At 64.7% G+C, this 19,512-nt stretch carries 15 protein-coding genes and 2 pseudogenes; 12 read left to right on the top strand and 5 right to left on the bottom strand.

The annotated features are described in order from the left end of the window. Positions 1-286 precede the first annotated feature (286 nt). Together OKW35_RS19220 and OKW35_RS19215 are read right to left on the bottom strand one after the other, a co-directional pair. Positions 287-1,045 (bottom strand): SDR family oxidoreductase, encoded by a 759-nt coding sequence (locus OKW35_RS19220; RefSeq protein ID WP_429552876.1) that lies wholly within the window; start codon positions 1,043-1,045, stop codon positions 287-289. 53 nt (positions 1,046-1,098) lie between these two features. Further along, the gene (locus OKW35_RS19215) at positions 1,099-2,061 is read right to left on the bottom strand and encodes a GlxA family transcriptional regulator (RefSeq protein ID WP_429552875.1); all 963 of its coding nucleotides are present in this window, start codon (positions 2,059-2,061) and stop codon (positions 1,099-1,101) included. A gap of 263 nt (positions 2,062-2,324) precedes the next feature. Between OKW35_RS19215 and OKW35_RS19210 the strand changes: the two genes are divergently transcribed. From OKW35_RS19210 to OKW35_RS19190, 5 genes and pseudogenes are all read left to right on the top strand, one after another. Next, a complete protein-coding gene (locus OKW35_RS19210) occupies positions 2,325-2,966 on the top strand; it encodes an HD domain-containing protein (RefSeq protein WP_429552874.1) in 642 nt (213 codons plus the stop codon). A 67-nt stretch (positions 2,967-3,033) separates the two neighbouring features. Then, positions 3,034-3,318: a YlcI/YnfO family protein gene (locus tag OKW35_RS19205; RefSeq protein ID WP_090808191.1), complete on the top strand. Its 285-nt coding sequence runs from the start codon at positions 3,034-3,036 to the stop codon at positions 3,316-3,318. Further along, a complete protein-coding gene (locus tag OKW35_RS19200; protein WP_184057637.1) occupies positions 3,315-3,623 on the top strand; it encodes a type II toxin-antitoxin system RelE/ParE family toxin in 309 nt (102 codons plus the stop codon). Before OKW35_RS19205 ends, OKW35_RS19200 begins: the two co-directional genes overlap by 4 nt. A gap of 21 nt (positions 3,624-3,644) precedes the next feature. Continuing rightward, positions 3,645-4,568 (top strand): annotated as a pseudogene (locus tag OKW35_RS19195) (LysR family transcriptional regulator); the annotation flags it as partial. Then, positions 4,546-4,965 (top strand): annotated as a pseudogene (locus OKW35_RS19190) (MFS transporter); the annotation flags it as partial. The pseudogenes OKW35_RS19195 and OKW35_RS19190, both read left to right, overlap by 23 nt. Positions 4,966-5,358: 393 nt before the next feature. Here OKW35_RS19190 and OKW35_RS19185 read toward each other — a convergent pair. Next, a complete protein-coding gene (locus tag OKW35_RS19185) occupies positions 5,359-6,090 on the bottom strand; it encodes a GntR family transcriptional regulator (RefSeq protein WP_429403864.1) in 732 nt (243 codons plus the stop codon). 170 nt (positions 6,091-6,260) lie between these two features. Between OKW35_RS19185 and OKW35_RS19180 the strand changes: the two genes are divergently transcribed. The 4 genes from OKW35_RS19180 to OKW35_RS19165 all read left to right on the top strand — a co-directional run bounded on the left by OKW35_RS19180 (position 6,261) and on the right by OKW35_RS19165 (position 12,756). Further along, positions 6,261-7,481, top strand: a complete 1,221-nt coding sequence (locus tag OKW35_RS19180; protein WP_429552873.1) for a pyridoxal-phosphate-dependent aminotransferase family protein — start codon at positions 6,261-6,263, stop codon at positions 7,479-7,481. 155 nt (positions 7,482-7,636) lie between these two features. Next, positions 7,637-8,923, top strand: a complete 1,287-nt coding sequence (locus tag OKW35_RS19175) for an MFS transporter (RefSeq protein ID WP_429552872.1) — start codon at positions 7,637-7,639, stop codon at positions 8,921-8,923. Between the two features lie 3 nt (positions 8,924-8,926). Beyond that, the gene (locus tag OKW35_RS19170) at positions 8,927-9,676 is read left to right on the top strand and encodes a 2-keto-4-pentenoate hydratase (RefSeq protein WP_429552871.1); all 750 of its coding nucleotides are present in this window, start codon (positions 8,927-8,929) and stop codon (positions 9,674-9,676) included. Between the two features lie 47 nt (positions 9,677-9,723). Beyond that, positions 9,724-12,756 (top strand): FAD-binding and (Fe-S)-binding domain-containing protein, encoded by a 3,033-nt coding sequence (locus tag OKW35_RS19165; RefSeq protein ID WP_429552870.1) that lies wholly within the window; start codon positions 9,724-9,726, stop codon positions 12,754-12,756. A 39-nt stretch (positions 12,757-12,795) separates the two neighbouring features. On the opposite strand, the gene OKW35_RS19160 is transcribed toward OKW35_RS19165, so the two are convergent. Next, positions 12,796-13,671, bottom strand: a complete 876-nt coding sequence (locus OKW35_RS19160; protein WP_429354167.1) for a helix-turn-helix domain-containing protein — start codon at positions 13,669-13,671, stop codon at positions 12,796-12,798. A 235-nt stretch (positions 13,672-13,906) separates the two neighbouring features. Between OKW35_RS19160 and OKW35_RS19155 the strand changes: the two genes are divergently transcribed. From OKW35_RS19155 to OKW35_RS19145, 3 genes are all read left to right on the top strand, one after another. Next, a complete protein-coding gene (locus tag OKW35_RS19155; RefSeq protein ID WP_429552869.1) occupies positions 13,907-14,809 on the top strand; it encodes a DMT family transporter in 903 nt (300 codons plus the stop codon). Positions 14,810-15,072: 263 nt separating this feature from the next. After that, positions 15,073-17,256: a hypothetical protein gene (locus OKW35_RS19150; RefSeq protein ID WP_429552868.1), complete on the top strand. Its 2,184-nt coding sequence runs from the start codon at positions 15,073-15,075 to the stop codon at positions 17,254-17,256. Between the two features lie 94 nt (positions 17,257-17,350). Next, positions 17,351-17,608, top strand: a complete 258-nt coding sequence (locus OKW35_RS19145; RefSeq protein WP_184057620.1) for a hypothetical protein — start codon at positions 17,351-17,353, stop codon at positions 17,606-17,608. Positions 17,609-17,716: 108 nt separating this feature from the next. On the opposite strand, the gene OKW35_RS19140 is transcribed toward OKW35_RS19145, so the two are convergent. After that, complete coding sequence (locus OKW35_RS19140; RefSeq protein WP_184057618.1) at positions 17,717-19,447, bottom strand: FAD-dependent oxidoreductase; 1,731 nt, start codon at positions 19,445-19,447, stop codon at positions 17,717-17,719. Between the last annotated feature and the right edge of the window lie 65 nt (positions 19,448-19,512).

Raw genomic sequence — 19,512 nt, 5'->3', positions numbered from 1 at the left:
TGCGCCGGCTGTGTAACGTAAGTCGTTGAATGTCCAGGCGATCTGCCGCGTACGCGGCCGGCATCGGCGAAGCGATCCGGCTGCGTTCGATCAAAGGTGAGGGATTTCGGGAGCGGTGTGTGAGCGCCGCAATGCGCTCGCTGAAATGCCTCCTCGAGTCCTCTTTTCACCTCAAAGGTGAGGCTTTTCGGGAGAAATGACGACGGTAGCAGGCGCCGATCCGCCACTGCTCCGTGCTTGAGGTGAGGATTTTCGGGAGCGCAAATACCCGACAGCAATAGCCCGTTCAGGCCGATTTCGCGATCTCGCGAATGTCCGCGACCGGCGTCTGCCCGAACGCATCGCTGAGCGCATAGTCGATCAGCTGCGCCGCGCATTGCTCGGGCGTCGACAGTTGGCCGTTGCGCTTCAGGTCGTCGAAGCGCTGGCGCATCGGGAACTGCTCTTCGCCGCTACCGCGAATTTGCGCCTGCATGTCCGTATCGATCACACCCGGCGCGAGGCTGCAGATGCGCAGCGCGCGATTCGCGTCGAGCGCGACGGCGCGCGCGTGATGATCGAGCGCGGCCTTGGTTGCGCAGTAGATGCTCCAGCCCGGATACGCGTTGCGCGCCGCGCCGCTCGAAATATGCACGATGCGGCGGTCGGTTGCGTCGACGGCCGCGGCGGCGAGCGCGCTCGCGAGCATCAGCGGCGTCGCGACGTTCAGGCTCACCGCGTCCGCGACGCTCGCGGCGTCCTGTCCTTCGATGGGCCCGATCGGCTGCATCATGCCCGCATTGTTGATCAGCAGCACCGTCTGCGCGCCGCGCACGAAGTTGCTCAGTGCGTCGGTGGCGATCCATTGCGCGACGCGTGCGGGCTCGGCCAGCGGCAGCTCGATCTCTTCGAGCCGCGCGGCAAAGCGCGCCTTCAGCGCGCCATGCCGCGAGCGCGACAGACCCAGCACCGTGACGTTGCGCGCGAGCAGTTGTTCGGCGAGCGCCGCGCCCAGGCCGCGCGTATGGCCGGTGACGATCGCGCGAATCGGAGAAGAGGAGGTCATGTCGTTCCTGGTGATCGTTGACGTGCAGAGTCGACGATTTTCTCACGCCGTATTCACAGCGGGCGAAAGCGCTCGCGATACCGCATCGGCGTCACGCCAAGCCGCTTCGTAAACACGATGCGCATGCGGTCGGCGGTGCCGAAGCCGCAATCGTAGGCGATCGTCTTCAGCGCCGCGGCGCTGCTTTCGAGCAGCTTGCGTGCGGCATCCACGCGCGCGCGTTCGACGAATTCATGCGGCGTCACGCCGGTTTCGTGCACGAACACGCGCGCGAAGTTACGCGCGCTCATGCCCGCGACGTCGGCGAGCTGCTTGACGGTGAAGCTGTCATGGATACGCGCCATCACGTGCGCCTGCACTTTCGCGGCGGGCGAGGTGTCGTCGGCGGGCGCGGTCAGATAGGGGCTGAATTGCGACTGACCGCCTTGCCGCTGCGCGAACACGACGAGCCGCTTGGCGACCGCGAGCGCGGTATGCGGACCGTGATCCTCGGCCACCAGCGCGAGCGACAGATCGATGCCGGCCGTCACGCCCGCAGAGGTGACCAGCGGCCCGTCGCGCAGATAGATGCGATCGAAGTCGACCCGCGCGCGCGAAAACTGCGCGGCGAGTTGCGCGGCGTGCTGCCAGTGCGTCGTCACGTGGCGCCCATCGAGCAGGCCCGCGTGACCGAGCGCGAAAGCGCCGGTGCAGATCGAGCCGTAGCGGGCGCAACGTGTCGCGACGTTGGCGAGCCAGTCGAGCAGGCGCGCGTCCGGCACTTCGTTGCGCGGTAGCGCGGGGCCGCCGGCGACGAGCGCGAGATCGAACGGTTCGCGCGACTGCTCGAAGGTCGCGTCCGCCACCAGCGTCATCCCGTTCGATGCGCGCAGCGGCGCCGGGTCCGCGGCCAGCAGCTTGACCTCGTAGTGCCGCGTGGGCGCGACGAAGCGGTTCGCTTCGGAGAACACGTCGACGGGACCGGCGACGTCGAGTGCCTGCACTCCTGGGAAGATCGCGATCGCGACGGTGGGCATCGGATGACTTCCTCTGACGGGGAACGTGAAGGGCACGCCGCGGCAGTCAACGCTGTGCGTTTGGCAGTGTTCAACGGCTCGCGGCAATTGTTCGCGGCGCCGCGCTGGCCAATACTGGATCGGTCGGACGCGCGGTCTCACAGGCAGGCGACAGGCATTGACATCACGGCGCGGACCAGCATACCAAAACGCGCTCTGAAGCCGCGGCGCGCGTCCGGTGGATTACTTTCACATTCACGTTCGCATATGAAGGAGTACGCCGCATGACTACGACGATCGCAGGTATCCAGATTCCCGACAGCATGATGGCGCGTGAAGCCACCGAGCTCGTGGGCGACACCGAAACGGAGTTGCTGTATCACCATTCGCGGCGCGTGTTTCTGTTCGGCGCGCTGGCCGGGCAACGCAAGCAGCTGAAGTACGACCCCGAACTGCTGTACATCGGCGCGATGTTTCACGACATGGGCCTCATCGCGCCATACAGCAGCGAGCAGGAGCGCTTCGAAGTGGACGGCGCGAATGCCGCGCGTGAATATCTGCGGCGGCATCGGATCGACGAGGACGACATCGAGCAGGTGTGGACCGCGATCGCGCTGCACACGACACCAGGCATTCCGCAGCATATGAAGCCGGTGATCGCGCTCGTCACGGCGGGCGTCGAAATGGACGTGCTCGGCCTCGCCTACGACGAATTCAGCGAACAGCAACGGGAGGAAGTCACGCATGCGCATCCGCGCGGCGCGCACTTCAAGGAAGGTATCATCGATGCGTTCGCGCACGGCACGATCCACAAGCCGCACACGACGTTCGGCAACGTGAAGGCCGACGTGCTCGCGCTGGAAGACCCGCATTATCATCGCGAGAATTTCTGCACGATGATTCTGGGTTCGGTGTGGAAGACGTGAAGGGCTGCTTGCGGCAGAAATGAGGTAGCGCGATAATGCATCGCTAATGCGATGCGTGGAGAGAACGATGAAAAGCGCTACTTTCCCGTCGGTTCGGGTCAAGCCCGAGCTGCGGGCCGCGGCCGAGGACGTGCTGCAGGACGGCGAAAGCCTGTCCAGTTTCGTCGAGCAGGCGATCCGCGACAACATCGCGCGGCGCCTGAATGTGCGTGAATTCGTCGTGCGAGGGCTCGAGTCGCGTGCTGAAGCGAAGCAAAGCGGCGACTACGTATCGGCCGACGACGTGCTCGCCGGTCTCGAAACGCGGCTCCGCGAAGCAAAAACGAAGGCCCGCGCGAAGAAGCACCGATGACGTATCAGGTTCGTTTCACACGCGCAGCGGCGGCGGACCTGCAGAGACTGTACGATTTCATCCTCGAGCGGGACGACGGGGATTTCCCGCTCGCCGAACGCGCGTTGCAAGCCATCCGCGATGGTATCGCCACGCTGCGCACATCGCCGTTCACTTGCCGAAAGGTTCAGCGCGATACGCCGTTTTTGCGCGAGCTGCTGATCCCATTCGGTCGGGCGGGCTACGTCGCGCTGTTCGAGATCGACGACAACCAAACCGTGACCGTGCTGGCGGTGCGCCATCAGCTAGAGGATGATTATCACTGACCGAACTTTCGTCGCCGCGCCATGGTCATCAAAAACCTTCTCCGTAAGCTCGACCTCACCACGCTGCAGCTCTTTCTCGCCGTCTTCGAAGAAGGTACGCTCACGCGTGCCGCCGAGCGCGAGGCGATCGCCGTGTCGGCCGCCAGCAAGCGGCTGGTCGAACTCGAACAGGCGGTCGGCGCGTCGCTATTCCAGCGCAACGCGCGCGGCATGACACTGACGCCGGCCGGCGAAACGCTGTTGCATCACGCGCGCCGGGTGCTGCGCGACATCGAGAGCATCGGCATCGAACTGGCCGGTCATGCTAGCAGCGTGCTCGGCTATGTGCGGATGATGGCGAACCTGTCGGCGATCGTCGAATTTCTGCCTGAAGATCTGCGCGCGTTCCAGTCGTTGCACGAGCGCGTGAAGGTCGATCTCGAGGAGCGGCCGAGCGGCGGCGTCGTCAAAGCCATCGACGAAAGCCTCGCCGATCTCGGCATCTGTTCCGGCGACGCCGATACGCGCGAGCTGCACGTCGAGCACTACCTACGCGATTCGCTCGTGATCGTGATGCGCGACGATCATCCGCTCGCGGCACGCACGAGCATCGCGTTCGCCGAAACGCTCGATGGCGATCACGTCGGCCTGCATTCGGCGAGCTCGATCAACGCGCGCACCCACCTCGCGGCGCGCCAGGCCGGCAAGCCGCTGCGCCTGCGCATCCACGTGCCGGGCTTCGATGCGGTGTGCCGGATGGTTCAGGCTGGCATGGGCGTCGGCGTGCTGCCGCAAAAGGTGTATCAACTGATGGGCCGCCCGCTCGGCCTCGTCGGCATGCCGCTCGACGACGATTGGGCCGAGCGCAGCCTCGTGCTCGTCGCGCGCGACGTCGATGCGTTATCGCCGGTGAGCCGGCTGCTGTTCGATCATCTGCGTTCGGTGCATGGTGGTGGTCGGGCGCCTGTCGGACGCCAGCAGCGAGCGGCGCAAGTTCGTGTTCGGGCTGCTGTTGATGTCGGCGCTCGGCTTCTTCGCCGCGGGATTCTTCGACAAGCAGACCACCTTGCTGGTGGTCGCGCTTGCCGTGATGGGCGCGGGCGTGGTCGCGTCCATCCCGGCATTCTGGGCGCTGCCGCCAAAGCGGCTGACGGGCGCGGGCGCCGCGGGCGGTATCGCGTTGATCAACACGCTCGGGCAACTCGGCGGGATCGTGAGCCCGGTGATGGTCGGACGTGTGAAGGATCTGACCGGCAGCACGACGCCCGCGCTGTATGTGATCGGCGCGATGAGCGTGGTGCGCGCGCTGATCGTGCTGTATGGGTTGCCGGAGTCGTTGCGCAGTCGTGAAACGACGCAGTGAAATCGAGGGTGGAGGGCGCGGCCGTTGGTTTGCATCGCGTGAGGTGCCGCGCCGCTGCCCGCTCCCGCATCCGCGCACGATAGGCCTGCCGTATCAAACACTTGGCTGGCCTGTGCGCAGGTTGTCCACAAGCTTGTTCCCAAATTATGTGGACAACTGGACTTCGAGGTCGGCGCGAGTGAAACGGCATCCTTGCGAAGCCCACTCGCCAGTATCACGGACTCCATAGCGACGCTCACTGCCTACGCGTGCACCGCGCGCGGATAGTTCTCATGCTTCAAGCACTTAAGCTCGCTGTGCGAAGGTTGTCCACAGGCTTGCCAACAATTTAGGTGGACAAGTTTTGTTGCCGACGGAGTGGCGAGGAGCGGGATTCGGCATCAGTTGTCCGCATCACGCCTTCAACCCGGAGGCCGAAGCGACCACCTCCTCCTGCACCTGCACCTGCAAAACCGCATCCCGCTTATCGAGCAGATGCTGCCGCAAAATCGCGCTGAGCTTCTTGCCGTCGCGAGCCTCGAGCGCCTTCAGCATTTCATCGTGATCGTGAATCGCGCGGTCCCACTTCGGCGTCTGATAGTTCGAGCGAAAGCGCAGCGCCTGCAGCCGCCGGTTGACCGACACATACGTCTGCCGCAGCGCCGAATTTCTCGCCGCTTCGTTGATCTTGTCGTGGATCGCCTGGTTGCGACTGTAGTAGCCCGGCAGATCGTTCTGCGCACGGCACGCCAGCATCGCGTAATGCAGCGCCTTGATCTCTGCGAGTTCGGCCGCGGTGATGCGCTCGGCCGCGAGTTCGCCGGAAAACGCTTCGAGGCCGCTCATTAGCTCGAAGGTCTCACGCACCTCCGCTTCCGACATCTTCGATACCGACGCGCCCCGGTTCGGCGAAATCTCGATCAGACCTTCGGAAGCCAGCACCTTCAGCGCCTCGCGCAGCGGCGTGCGCGAAATGCCGAGCGTTTCGCACAACTCCCGCTCGTTCAGTTTCTTGCCGGGCTCCAGCGCTCCCTCGACGATAAAGCGGCGGATGTGCTCCACCACCGTGTCGTGCAGGCGCTGACGCTCGACCTTCGGCATCAGCGGGGCAGCGGTCAGACCCGCGTCGAGATCCGAATTTTGCATACAAAAATCCTCAGCTTCACATGGATTGGATTTTATCGGAACCATATCGATTAGTTAATCCATGCGCACACGCGGGTAAACACGGGCCTTAGAGGCCAATTTTCGTCTTGGGAGCGTCACGGTTCATCTGATATAGTTTTTTGCATGCAAAATTCAATTGGAGGACTCTGATGCTGAAGCTAGATTTTCATCCCGCTGGCCGTCACTTCCTGCAGATTCCGGGGCCGAGTCCGGTGCCGGATCGCATCCTTCGCGCGATGAGCTATCCGACCATCGACCATCGCGGACCCGAATTCGGCGAGCTGGGTCTCAAGGTGCTCGACGGCATCAAGAAGATCTTCAAGACGCAGCAGCCGGTCGTCATCTATCCGGCGTCCGGCACGGGCGCATGGGAAGCCGCACTGTCGAATACGCTGAGCCCCGGCGATCACGTGCTGATGTTCGAGACCGGCCACTTCGCGACGTTGTGGAAAAAGATGGCCGAGAAGCTCGGCCTGAAGCCCGAATTCCTGGGGCTGCCAGGCATCGAAGGCTGGCGGCGCGGCGTGCAGCCGCAGATGATCGAAGAGCGTCTGCGCGCCGACACGCAGCATGCGATCAAGGCGGTCTGCGTGGTGCACAACGAAACCTCGACCGGCGTCACGTCCGACATCGCCGCCGTGCGTCGCGCGATCGACGCCGCGGACCATCCGGCGCTGCTGCTCGTCGACACGATCTCCGGTCTCGCGTGCGCTGATTATCGTCATGACGAATGGGGTGTCGACGTGACCGTGTCGGGCTCGCAAAAGGGCTTGATGCTGCCGCCGGGCATCAGCTTCAACGCGATCTCGCCGAAGGCGATGGCCGCCAGCCAGCACGCGAAGCTGCCGCGCAGCTTCTGGGACTGGGCGGAAATCGTCGACATGAACAAATCCGGCTACTGGCCGTACACGCCGAACACGAACCTGCTGTACGGGCTGCATGAAGCGATCGAAATGATTCTCGGCGAAGGGCTGGACAACGTGTTCGCGCGTCACGAGCGGCTTGCCGAAGCGACGCGCCGCGCGGTGCGCGCGTGGGGGCTCGAAATCCAGTGCGCCGATCCCGCCGTCTATAGCCCGGTGCTGACGGGCGTGATGACGCCCGACGGTGTCGATGCCGATGCGGTGCGCAAGCTGATCTACGAACGCTTCGACATGTCGCTCGGCACGGGCCTCGGCAAGATGAAAGGCCGCATGTTCCGCATCGGCCATCTTGGCGATTGCAACGATCTGATGCTGCTCGCGACACTGGCTGGCTGCGAAATGGGTCTGCGGCTTGCTGGCGTGCCGCTCAAGGAAAGCGGCATGCCGGCCGCGATGGAGTGGCTGAGCCAGGCACCGAAGACGTCGGGATTGAAGGCCGCGGCCTGATTGTCGGGCGCAGGGAGCGCTTCCCTCATCGAGCCGCGCGCAGAACGCGGCCAGAACAACATGCAATGCGTCCATAGCGGCTCTCGCGGCCGACGGGCGACGGACGCAGCGCGCCACTTCAGGCGCGCCGTCGACACATGCCATGGAGAGAGACGATGAAGCGGTTTCGTTTGACCAGTGCGACCAGTATCGTTCTAGTGATGCTCTGCATCATGTACTTCATCACGTACCTCGATCGCGTGAACGTCAGCACCGCGGCGGCGGGTTTCGGCAAGGAATTCAATCTCACGCATACGCAGGTCGGGCTCGTGTTCTCGGCCTTCGCGTATCCGTATCTGCTGTTTCAGGTGATCGGCGGCTGGGTCAGCGATCGCTTCGGCGCGCGACGCACGCTGCTGTTCTGCGGCGCCATCTGGGGTCTCGCGACGGTGCTCACGGGCTTCGCGGGCGGGCTCGCTTCGTTGCTCGCCGCGCGGCTCGTGCTCGGTTTCGGTGAAGGCGCGACGTTCCCGGCCGCAACGTCGGCGATGTCGCGCTGGGTCGCGAAAGAAAAGCGCGGCTTCGCGCAGGGCATCACGCACGCGGCGTCGCGAGTCGGCAACGCGGTCGCGCCGGCGCTCATCGTGATCGTGATGACCAACTGGGGCTGGCGCGAATCGTTCTTTATCTGCGGCGCGCTGAGTCTGGTGTGGGTGGTCACGTGGGCGCTCACGTTCACCGAGCATCCGAAAGATCATCCGCGCATCACGGCCGAGGAACTCGCGGTGCTGCCCACGCCGAAGCCGAAAGTCTCCGGCCTGCCGTGGGGCAAGCTGTTTCGCCGCATGACGCCGGTCACGATCGTCTACTTCTGCTACGGCTGGACGCTGTGGCTGTTCCTGAGCTGGATTCCGCTGTACTTCCTGCATAACCACAATCTGCAATTGAAGAAGTCGGCGATCTTCGCGTCGGTCGTGTTCTTCGCGGGCGTGATCGGCGACACGCTCGGCGGCATCGTCACCGATGCGATCTTCAAGCGCACCGGCAGCCTCAAACGCGCGCGCAGCTGGATGGTGTCGGTGTGCATGCTGTTCTGCCTGCTGTCGCTGATTCCTCTGATGTTCACGCATGACCTGACGCTGTCGATCGCCTGTCTCGCGTCGGGCTTCTTCTTCGCCGAGATGACGATCGGCCCGATGTGGGCGATCCCGATGGATATCGCGCCGGAATTCTCCGGCACCGCGAGCGGCATGATGAACACGGGCTCGGCGCTCGCCGCGATCATCTCGCCGGTGATGGGCGGCTTTCTGATCGACCGCTTTGGCAACTGGGATCTGCCGTTCGTGGGCAGCATGTTGCTGATGGGCATCGGCGTCGTGCTCGCGTTCCGCATGCAGCCCGAGAGCCGCTTCGAAGTTGGCGCGTCGGAGAAGGCGCACGTTTCCACCCGGATGGGCGTGTAAAACATGACTTCATCATTGAGTCAGCTGCTTGCCGATGCGCGTCGCAATCGCACGGTGCTCGATACGTTGCCGCCGGAGCTGCTTCCTTCCGATGCCGACGCGGCCTACGCAATCCAGCACGAAATCTTGAGCGCGTGCGGCGCGCGAATCGGCGGTTGGAAGATCGGCGCGAAATCGGCGAGCGGACCGATTCAAGGCGCGCCATTGCCCGACACCGATCTGCACGCCGACGGCGCGCGTCTGTCGCGCGAAGGCTTCGCGCCGCTCGGGCTCGAACTCGAAGTCGCGTTCCGTTTCGGCCGGCGTTTCGAGCCGTCCACGAAACCGTACCGCGAGGACGAAGTGCTCGCGGGCATCGGCTCGATCGGCGCGACCATCGAGATCGTCGCGAGCCGCCATGCCGCGTGGCCCGCCATCGACAAACTCGCGCAGCTTGCGGACCTGCAAAATCACGGCGCGCTGATCGTCGGTGAATTCACACGGTATCGCGAGGATTTTCCGTTCGTCGCGCCGTCGCTGCGCTTCGCGTTCAACGGAGGCAATGTCGTCGAAACGACGCCCGCGAATCCGGCCGGCGATCCGCGGCGGCTGTTGACGTGGCTCGTCAATCACGCGAGTTCGCGCGGCATTGCGGTGACGCCGGAGATGGTGATCACCGCCGGTTCGTACACCGGCATGTTCTTTCCGCGCGAGGCGGGCGAGGTGAGCGGGCATATCGAAGGACTCGCGCCCGTGCATCTGACGCTGTACTAGGTAATTCGAGCTGCGTGGTTCAGGCGCGCTCCTCACAGGCCGACGAAATGACGAATCCCACTGCGGGCTTGCTCGTCAAGCCGATCCATCTGGTCCCCTCCGCCGCGCGCGCAACGAGTCCGCTCGCGCAGCATCTGCGCAAAGCGCTGCGCGGCGACGTGCTGTTCGATCTCGCCAGCCGCGGCCGCTACGCGACCGATGCGTCGATCTATCAGATCACGCCGGTCGGCGTCGTGGTGCCGCGCGATCAGGACGATCTGCGCATCGCGCTCGAGATCGCGCGCAGCGAGAAAGTACCGCTGCTCGCGCGCGGCGCGGGCACGAGCCAGTGTGGGCAGACGGTCGGCGAAGCGCTGGTGGTCGATACGAGCAAGTGGCTCAACAACATCGTCGCGTTCGATGCCGACGCGCGCACCGTGACGGTCGAGCCCGGCGTCGTGCTCGATCATCTGAACGCGTGGCTGAAGCCGCATGGACTGTGGTTCCCGGTCGATGTATCGACGGCTGCCCAGTGCACGATCGGCGGCATGGCCGGCAACAACTCGTGTGGCTCGCGCTCGATCGAGTACGGCAACATGGTGCACAACGTCGACGCGATCGACGCGATTCTCGCCGACGGCAGCGAAGCGCGCTTCGCGTCGCTGCGCGAGCCGCTGCAAGGTGAGCGCTTGCAGCAGATCGTTGCGGGCGTCACGCGGATCGCGCAGCGCGAGCGTGACGAAATCATCGCGCGCGTGCCGAAGGTGCTGCGCCGCGTCGCGGGCTACAACATCGATCTGTTCGATTGCCAGAATCCGCGCGCCTATACCGATGACGGCAGCGCGAACCTCGCGCATCTGCTGGTCGGCTCGGAAGGCACGCTCGCATTCAGCCGGCAGATCACGTTGAAGCTCGCGCCGCTGCCCGCGCACAAGGCGCTTGGCGTGGTCAACTTTCCGACCTTCCGGCAGTCGATGGCGCTCACGCAGCACATCGTCAAGCTGAAGCCGGTCGCTGTCGAACTCGTCGATCGCACGATGATCGATCTCGCGTTGAGCAATCCCGCGTTTCGGCCGGTGATCGGGAAGGCGCTGGTCGGCGAGCCGCAGGCGATTCTGCTCGTCGAATTCGCGGGCGAGGATCGCGACGCGCAGCTCGCGTCGCTGAAGCAGCTCACGGAGTTGATGGGCGAGTTGGGCCTGCCCGATGCGGTCGTCGAGATGCCGGACGCAAATGCGCAAAAAGCGCTGTGGGAAGTGCGCAAGGCTGGTCTCAACATCATGATGAGCATGAAGGGCGACGGCAAGCCGGTGTCCTTCATCGAAGATTGCGCGGTGCCGCTCGAACATCTGGCCGACTACACGAGCCGGCTGACCGACGTGTTTCATCGCCACGGCACCGAAGGCACGTGGTACGCGCATGCGAGCGTCGGTACGCTGCACGTGCGGCCGATTCTCGACATGCGCCGCGACGGCGCGACGAAGATGCGCGCGATCGCCGAGGAAGCGGCCGCGCTCGTGCGTGAGTACAAGGGCGCGTATTCCGGCGAGCATGGCGATGGGCTATGCCGTGGCGAATGGGTTGCGTGGCAATACGGGCCGCGGCTCAACCAGGCGTTCAGCGAGATCAAGGCGTTGTTCGATCCGGACAACCGCTTCAATCCCGACAGGATCGTGCGTCCGCCGAAGATGGACGACGCGCGCAATTTCCGCTTTGCGCCGGGCTATCGCGAACAGCGCATCGAAACGGCGCTCGACTGGTCGACGTGGAACGTGAAGCGCGACCCGCTGACGGGAGAAGAAAGCGCGCCCGGCAGCGGCGACGATCTGAGCGGCGGCCTCGCGAAAGCGGTCGAGATGTGCAACAACAACGGCCACTGTCGCAAGTTCGACGCGGGCACGATGTGCCCGAGCTATCGCGTGACGAAGGACGAGCAACATTTGACGCGCGGGCGGGCCAACACGTTGCGGCTCGCTATTTCGGGGCAGCTCGGCGAAAGCGGGCTCGCGAGCGATGACGTGAAGGAAACGCTCGACCTGTGCGTATCGTGCAAGGGCTGCAAGCGCGATTGCCCGACCGGCATCGATATGGCGAAGTTCAAGATCGAGGCGCGGGCGGCGCGTGTCAAGACGCATGGGGTGCGGCTGCGCGACAGGCTCGTCGCGTTCATGCCGCGCTATGCGGGCGCGGCGAGCCGCATGCCGAGGCTGCTGGCGCTCGCGGACAACGTGCCGGTGCTGTCGACGTGGTTCAAGCGCTCGGTCGGCTTCGCGACCGAGCGGAGTTTGCCGCGGTTCAAGAAGGCGTTTCTGGCCGATGCGGTGTCCGCGAAGCCTGCACGCAACGCCGCGCAGGCGTCCGCGCTGAAAGAAGTCCTGCTGTTCGTCGATACTTTCAACAATCACCTCGAGCCCGACAACGCGCGCGCCGCGCAACAGGTGCTCGAAGCGGCGGGCTACACGGTCCACTTCAATGCACGCCCGGGAGAGCGTCCCGTGTGTTGCGGCCGCACGTTTCTGGCGGCGGGTCTCGTCGACGAAGCGAAAGAGGAAGCGCGGCGCATGCTCGAGCTGTTCAGGCCGTTCGTCGAACGTGGCGTGCCGGTGGTGGGGTTGGAGCCATCGTGTCTGCTGTCGTTGCGCGATGAATTCCTGCAGTACGGTTTCGGCGAAGAGGCGCAGCGCCTCGCGCAGCACGCGTTTCTATTCGAGGAATTCCTCGTGCGCGAAGAAAAGGCCGGACGATTGCAGCTCGAATTGAAGCCGCTGCCGATGCAGCAGGCACTCGTGCACGGCCACTGCCATCAGAAGGCGTTCGACGCATTCACGCCGGTGCAGACCGTGCTGGAGTGGATTCCCGAATTGAAGGTATCGACGGTCGAATCGTCGTGCTGCGGCATGGCCGGCAGCTTCGGCTATGAAGCGGAGCACTACGCGAGCTCGCAGGCGATGGCCGAGCTGTCGCTGCTACCCGCGGTGCGCAAGCTGGACGCGGCCACGCTGATGGTCGCCGACGGCACTAGCTGCCGGCATCAGATTCACGACGGCGCGGGCGTCGACGCGATCCACGTCGCGCGCGTGCTGGCGATGGCGCTGCGATGACACGGAGCTAACCGCAAAAGCGAAACTCAAACGCGAATCTCAAACACCGATAGCCTGCCGGAAGCCACTCGGCGTCACCCCGACAGCCTCGCGAAACCGGTGACTAAAGTGACTCGCGTTTGCATAGCCACACTGCCCGGCGATCTGCGTGAGCGGCAACGTCGTCGTGCGCAGCAGCGTGCGCGCGCGATCGAGCCGCTGCCGCGCGATCCAGGCGGCGGGCGGCAACCCGAACGACTCGCGAAACATCCGCGCAAGATGAAACTCCGACAGCGCCGCGACACCCGACAGCTCCCCAAGCGTCAACGGCTGCGCAAGATGAATGTCGATATAGTCGCGCAGGCGGCGCCGCGTCGCGGCCGACAGCCCGCCTTTCAGCGCCACGTTCGCGCGCCGTACGCCCTGGCCGCGCAATAGCAGGCTCAGCACTTCGTGCGCGGTCTCGTTGGTGCGCAGCAGACCGTCGGGACTTTTCCACTCCTCGTTGACGAGCGACTGACACAGACTCGCAATGCGCGGGTCCTCGAAATAGGTGCGATCGGCGAGCGTCAGTTCGCGCGGTTCGCGGTCGAGCTCCTGCACCGCGCGTCGCGTGAAGTGCTCGGGCAGGAAGTACAGATGCATGAAGTGCATGTGGCCGCGCACCCACCAGCGCGATTCGTGATCGCCGGGCAGTGCGCACAGCCGCGACGGCGCGCCGTAGTGGCCCGGCATTTTCTGGCGCTCGGTGCGATAGCCGCCGTCCAGATAGCACGACAGCGTGTGATGGCCGGGCCGTTCGTAGACGGTCTCGTCCTCCTTCGTGTCGCGAGTCCATAGCGCGATCGCGAGTCCGTCGCCGAGCCACGCGAAGCGGTCCAGATGCGCGTTCGCACTGGCGAGCGTGTGACAGACCGACTGCAGGCCAAAAGGCATGCCGGCGGTGGATATCACGGGGACGGACGGGGTGGGGTTCACGGCGGCGCGCGGAGGTTTTCCGGTGTACGGTGGTGGTTGAGCGGCCAGTATACGGCGCGTCCCGTCAGCCCGCGCATCGGCGCGAAAAAGTGCGCAATTTTGGACAATTGCGGGCGGCGGCGCGGTTCCATAGTCGGGCTTTCTTCCATGCTGCGCGTCATCGCAGTCCGTCATTGCAGTCTGAGGCCCGACCATGAATCTCCTCCTTTATGCCATCACCGTGCTGATCTGGGGCACCACGTGGATCGCAATCAAATGGCAACTCGGCGCGGTGCCGCCACCGGTATCGATTGCATGGCGTTTCTGGATCGCCGCGCTGCTGATGTTCGCACTGGCGCGCATCATGCGCCGCCCGATCTGGCCGCCGCGCGACGCCTGGCGCTACCTCGCCGCGCAGGGTCTCGCGCTGTTCTGCCTGAATTTCCTGTGCTTCTACTACGCCGAACAGCTCGTGCCGAGCGGGCTCGTCGCGGTGGTGTTCTCGACCGCGCCGCTGCTGAACTCGATCAACGGGCGGCTGTTCATGGGCCGGCCTCTGCCGCCGAGCGCGATTGCGGGTGCGTTGCTCGGGCTCGTCGGCATCGTCTGTCTGTTCGTGCAGCAGATGGCCGGGCATCTCGGCGATCACACCGCATGGCTCGGGCTCGGCGTCGCGTTTCTCGGCACGCTGTGCTTCTCGGCCGGCAACCTGCTGTCGAGCCGCATGCAGTCGATGGGCCTGCATCCGTTCGCGACCAACAGCTGGGCGATGCTGATCGGTGCTGCCGTCCTGACGCTCGGTAGTCTGTTCGCCGGCTATTCGTTCGCGGTGGAACCGTCGGCGCGCTATCTCGGTGCGCTCGCGTATCTCGTGGTGTTCGGCTCGGTGATCGGCTTTACGGCGTACCTGATGCTCGTCGGCCGTATGGGCCCGGAGCGGGCCGCCTATTGCACGGTGCTGTTTCCGATCGTCGCGCTCGCGGCATCGACGCTGTTCGAGGGCTATCGGTGGTCAGCGCTCGCGGTGGTCGGTCTAATGCTCGTGGTGGCCGGCAATCTGGTGGCGTTCGATCTGACGCGGCGGATTTTCGAGCGTCGCCGGGCGGCGCGTACATGATGAGCGTCTCGCTCAAGGTGAGGATTTACAGGAGCAGAAAAAAGCAACTGAATCGCTGATCGGTGAGTCTTTACGGGAACCGGTTTTTACCGGTTTCGTGAAGGAAAGATTGTGTCGGAAACATGATTCGATGCAAATGGAATGAATTGGACGAATCGGCATTCGATAATCATTTTTTCATCAATAAATTTACTATTTTTATATGAGAGGATAAAACGCCAAATCTGATGTGCGCGTCTCGCGCCTCGCAAGGACCGACTGCCGTGAAGCCTTTCTCCCGCCTTGGCTTGGCCGTGGTGTTAATCCACAGCCTGATCTCGCCGAATGTTTCCGCGCAATCTCAATTGAATTACACGACCTCATGGATCGGTAATAGTTTCGGATTCGGCGACGGCAAATGGATGCAGCAGGATATTCAGGCCATTAGCGTCGGCGCCAATGGCACCGTTTATACGAATGCGCCGTGGGACGAAAGCGGCAGTGAAATCGCCGCCTATCGCGCGGGCGACAAGCTCGCGGTGGCCGGTTCGACGCATGGCTGGGGCGCGGCCGGCGGCGACGCGGTGGCCGTCAACCAGACGTACCTCTATGCGGCGATGTCGATCGGCAATGAGAACAATGCGCTGGTCGGCGCCGACTATCCGCCGGCCAATCAGACCTGGTACGGCATCACGCGACGCACGCTTGCGAATCTCGCGACCGGCGCGCCGTTTTCCGGCGGCATCGGCAATAGCGCGAACGCGACGAAGAACAGTTTCGTCGCGATCGATACGGTGAAGACTGGCACCGACGCGAGCATTCGCGGCCTCGCCGCAACCGACAGCGAGCTCTACGTGGCCGACACGTACGGCAACCGGATCGCCGTGTACGACGCGCAGTCCATGCAGCCGCTGCGTTCGTGGAGCGTCGCGTCGCCGGCCCGCATCGCGATCGACACCGACTCGACGCTGTGGATCATCAGCGCCTTCGGCACAGCCAATCTGAGCATCCTGCACTACCGCGCCGACGGCACCGCGCTCGCCGGTCCATTGACGCTGCCCGCCGGCACCGTGCCGAGCGACCTCACAGTGACGCCATCCGGCCAACTGCTGGTCGCCGACAACGGCGTTTCGCAGCAGATCCTCGTGTTCAACAAGGGCGCTGGCGGCCAGATGCAGGCGGGCACGTCGATCGGCACGCGCAACGGCATTTTCCACCCGGTGCGCGGCGTGCCCGGCGATACGCGTTTCAACGGCATCACCGGCATCGGCGTCGACGCGGCCGGCAATCTGTACGTCGCGCAAAACGGCGAGGGACCGCGCGCGCTCGGCTCTGCATCCGTAGGGCAGGGCGCAGTGCTGGAGAGCTACGTGTACGGCACGCGCGTGCTCAACTGGCGGCTCTACGGTCTGAGCTTCGTCGATAGCGGCGCGTTCGACCCGGCCACGCCCGCTTCCATCTACACGGGCTCGAAGCGCTTCACGCTCGATTACAGGCAGCCGGTCGGCCACGAATGGTCATATGAGGCGTTCACGCTCGATCGCTTCGATTACCCCGACGATCCCGCCTTTCACGAGCCGCGCGGCGTGCGTGGCGAACCGATGGTGCGCAGATTCGATGGCCAGCGCTTTCTCTATACGCTCGATCCGGGCGCGCACTATCTGAACGTCTATCGCTTCGATGCCGCGCATGGCGAGATCGCGATACCGTCGGGGATGCTCGCGCAGAATCCGCTGCCCGGCGCATGGCCCGCCGCGCAACCGACGTACGGCGAATGGCTGTGGCGCGACAGCAATGGCAATGGCGCCGTCGACGCGAGCGAGATCAGCGGCAATCCGTCGACCGGCAGCACGGTCGGCGACGGCTTCTGGTGGGTCGACGAACCCGGCAACGTGTGGCTTGCCACGCCATTGAGCGGCGTGCGCGAGATGCCGCTGCAAGGTCTCGACTCCGCCGGCAATCCGATCTACACGTACGCGAGTGCGAAGATGTTCGCGATGCCCGCGCCATTCACGCGGCTCGCGCGGCTCGTCTACGTCGCAGCGACCGACACGATGTATCTGTCCGGTTTCACGAGTGCGATTCCGTGGGACCCGACGCACTGGAAGGAAGCGGGTCCGGTGCTGGCCCGCTACGACAACTGGAGCAGCGGCAACCCGACGCTGACATACACGGTCTCGTTGCCGTGGAACACGCAAAGCGATCCGCAGACCACCACGGTCGGCGTCGCGGTGGCGGGCAACTATATCTTCGTTGCCGAGCTGTACACCGATCGCATCGACGTCTACGACGCGCGCAACGGCACGGCGGTCGGTTACATGACGCCGGGCGCGAGCGTCGGCGGCACGAGCGGCTGGGTCGACGTGTATCTCGGCATCAGCGCGGTGCAGCGCGATAACGGCGAGTACGTGGTGCTGGTCGAAGACGACGCGCGCGCGAAGCTGCTGATGTATCGCTGGACGCCTTGACGTGGATCGCTGTCGCGCCGAACACGAATAGACGGCGGCGCACGATCGGTATATAACAACTTTACCGATGCACTCAATGGAGCGATGTTCGATCATGACGCAAGACGTTTCTCCCAAGCCGCCCTCCGACGATCGTCCCGAGATCGAGCAGCTCGACGCGGCGCTCAGTCACGTCGATCAACAGGTGTCGTCAGGCGGCATTGCATCGGGCGCCGCGAAAGGCATTGTGTACAGTCTGATCGAAACGCTCGGCGCGCTGGTCGGCGATCCCGATCTGCCGGAGCACGCACGTTCGGGTTACGAGGGACTGCTGGAGGCCGCGCGCGAGTTGCGCGCGAAGTTGGAGCGCTGAGTGGACCGCTGAACGCGCGGGTCCGCGCCGGCGCAGCCATCGTGCCGTCTGCTATACAAAAGCGCACTGTGTAACTCACCGTGCGCTTTTTTTCATGCTCTCTGAGGCTCACGCCCCGAGCGCCACCTCTTCACCGCTCGTCTGCGCCAGCAACTGGTGAATCTGCGCGACCACGGCCGCGCCTTCGCCGACCGCCGCGGCCACGCGTTTCGTCGACCCGGCACGCGCATCGCCGATCGCATAGACTCCTTCGACCGTGGTCCCGAGGTCGCACGCGGTGGCCGAGCCATCCGCGCTGATGCCGGTCAGCACGAAGCCTTTCGCGTCGAGCTGCACGCCGCAGGTACGCAGCCATTCAGTGTTCGGGTCCGCGCCGGTGAACAGAAACAGATGCCGGGTGTCGAAGTGATCGACGCCGCCGGGCAGCGGCCGCTTCAGCGCGACCGACACGAGCCCGTCCTCATCGCCTTCGAGCCGGCCGACTTCCGAATTCGGATGCACGAACACGTTCGGCAGCGAGCGGATGCGGTCGATCAGATAGCGCGACATGGTCGCCTCGAAACCGCTGCGGCGGATCAGTACGTGAACCTTGGCCGCGTGCGTCGCCAGATAGACAATCGCCTGGCCGGCCGAATTGCCGCCGCCAACCAGCACGACCTCCTGGCGCTTGCACAGCTTCGCCTCGACCGGCGACGCCCAGTAGTAGACGCCGCGTCCGTCGAAGCGCTCGAGCCCGTCGAGCGCCGGGCGCCGGTACACGGCGCCGCTCGCGATCACGATCGCCTGCGCGCTGATGTGGCCGCCGCATTTCAGCTCGAGCCGATACGGCGACTGCCCGCAATGCAGCGCTTTCACGTTGACTGGGATCGCCACGTGCGCGCCGAACTTCTGCGCCTGCACGAACGCGCGGCCGGCGAGCGCCTGGCCCGAGATGCCGGTCGGAAAGCCGAGGTAGTTTTCGATGCGCGAGCTCGCGCCCGCCTGGCCGCCCGGCGCGCGGCTGTCGAGCACGATCACCGAAAGCCCTTCGGAGGCCGCGTACACCGCGGCGGCAAGTCCCGCCGGCCCCGCGCCGACGATCGCGACGTCGTACACGTACGTGTCGTCGAGATCGGGCAGCATACCTAAGCGAGTGGCAAGCTCGGGCATGCTCGGATGACGCAGCACCGAGCCGTCCGGGCAGATCACGAGCGGCAGGTCCTCGCGCTGCGCGGCGAACTGCTCGATCAGACGCAGCGCGTCTTCGTCGCGTTCGTCGAGTACCGAATGAGGATGGCCGTTGCGCGACAGGAAGCCTTGCAGCATCACGAGCCGCGCGTCGCTGCTATCGCCGACGAGGATCGGCCCGCCCGCGCCCTTTTCGATCAGCGACACGCGCCGCAGAATCAGCGCGCGCATGATGCGCTCGCCGAGTTCCGCTTCGGCGACGAGCAGCGCGCGCAGGCGGTCGGGCGGAATCAGCAGCGCTTCGACGGCGCCGATCGCGAGGCCGTTCACGAGCGCGGGCTTGCCCGACAGTTGCCCGACCTCGGCCAGAAAATGTCCGGCGCCATGCTCGCCGATCAAGACTTCGCGGCCGATGCCGTCACGCTGATAGACCTTCACGCGTCCTTCGAGCAGAACGAACATGCCGGGCCCGGTGCGCCCGGTCTCGAACAGCAGTTCGCCGGACTTCCAGTGACCGACCTCGCCGAAGCGGCGCAGCCGGTCGATCTCCGCGCAGCTGAGCGCGGGAAACATCTGGTGCATGCGCGTCGACAGCGACGAAAACGGCGCGTCGGCGACGACCCCCTGCTGTCCTTCCACCTCTTGAGTCGAAACGTCCTGAGTCGAAAGCATTGAACCGCTCCTTCGATATTCATTGCACGATTGAACGCGAGGCAACGCGATGCGCGCTCGCACGC

Origin of the sequence: Paraburkholderia sp. MM5477-R1 (assembly GCF_050436385.1) — a bacterium.
Classification (GTDB): Bacteria; Pseudomonadota; Gammaproteobacteria; order Burkholderiales; family Burkholderiaceae; genus Paraburkholderia; species Paraburkholderia tuberum.
Note: the sequence above shows the minus strand (reverse complement) of the source record. Positions and strands in the feature narration are given on the sequence as shown.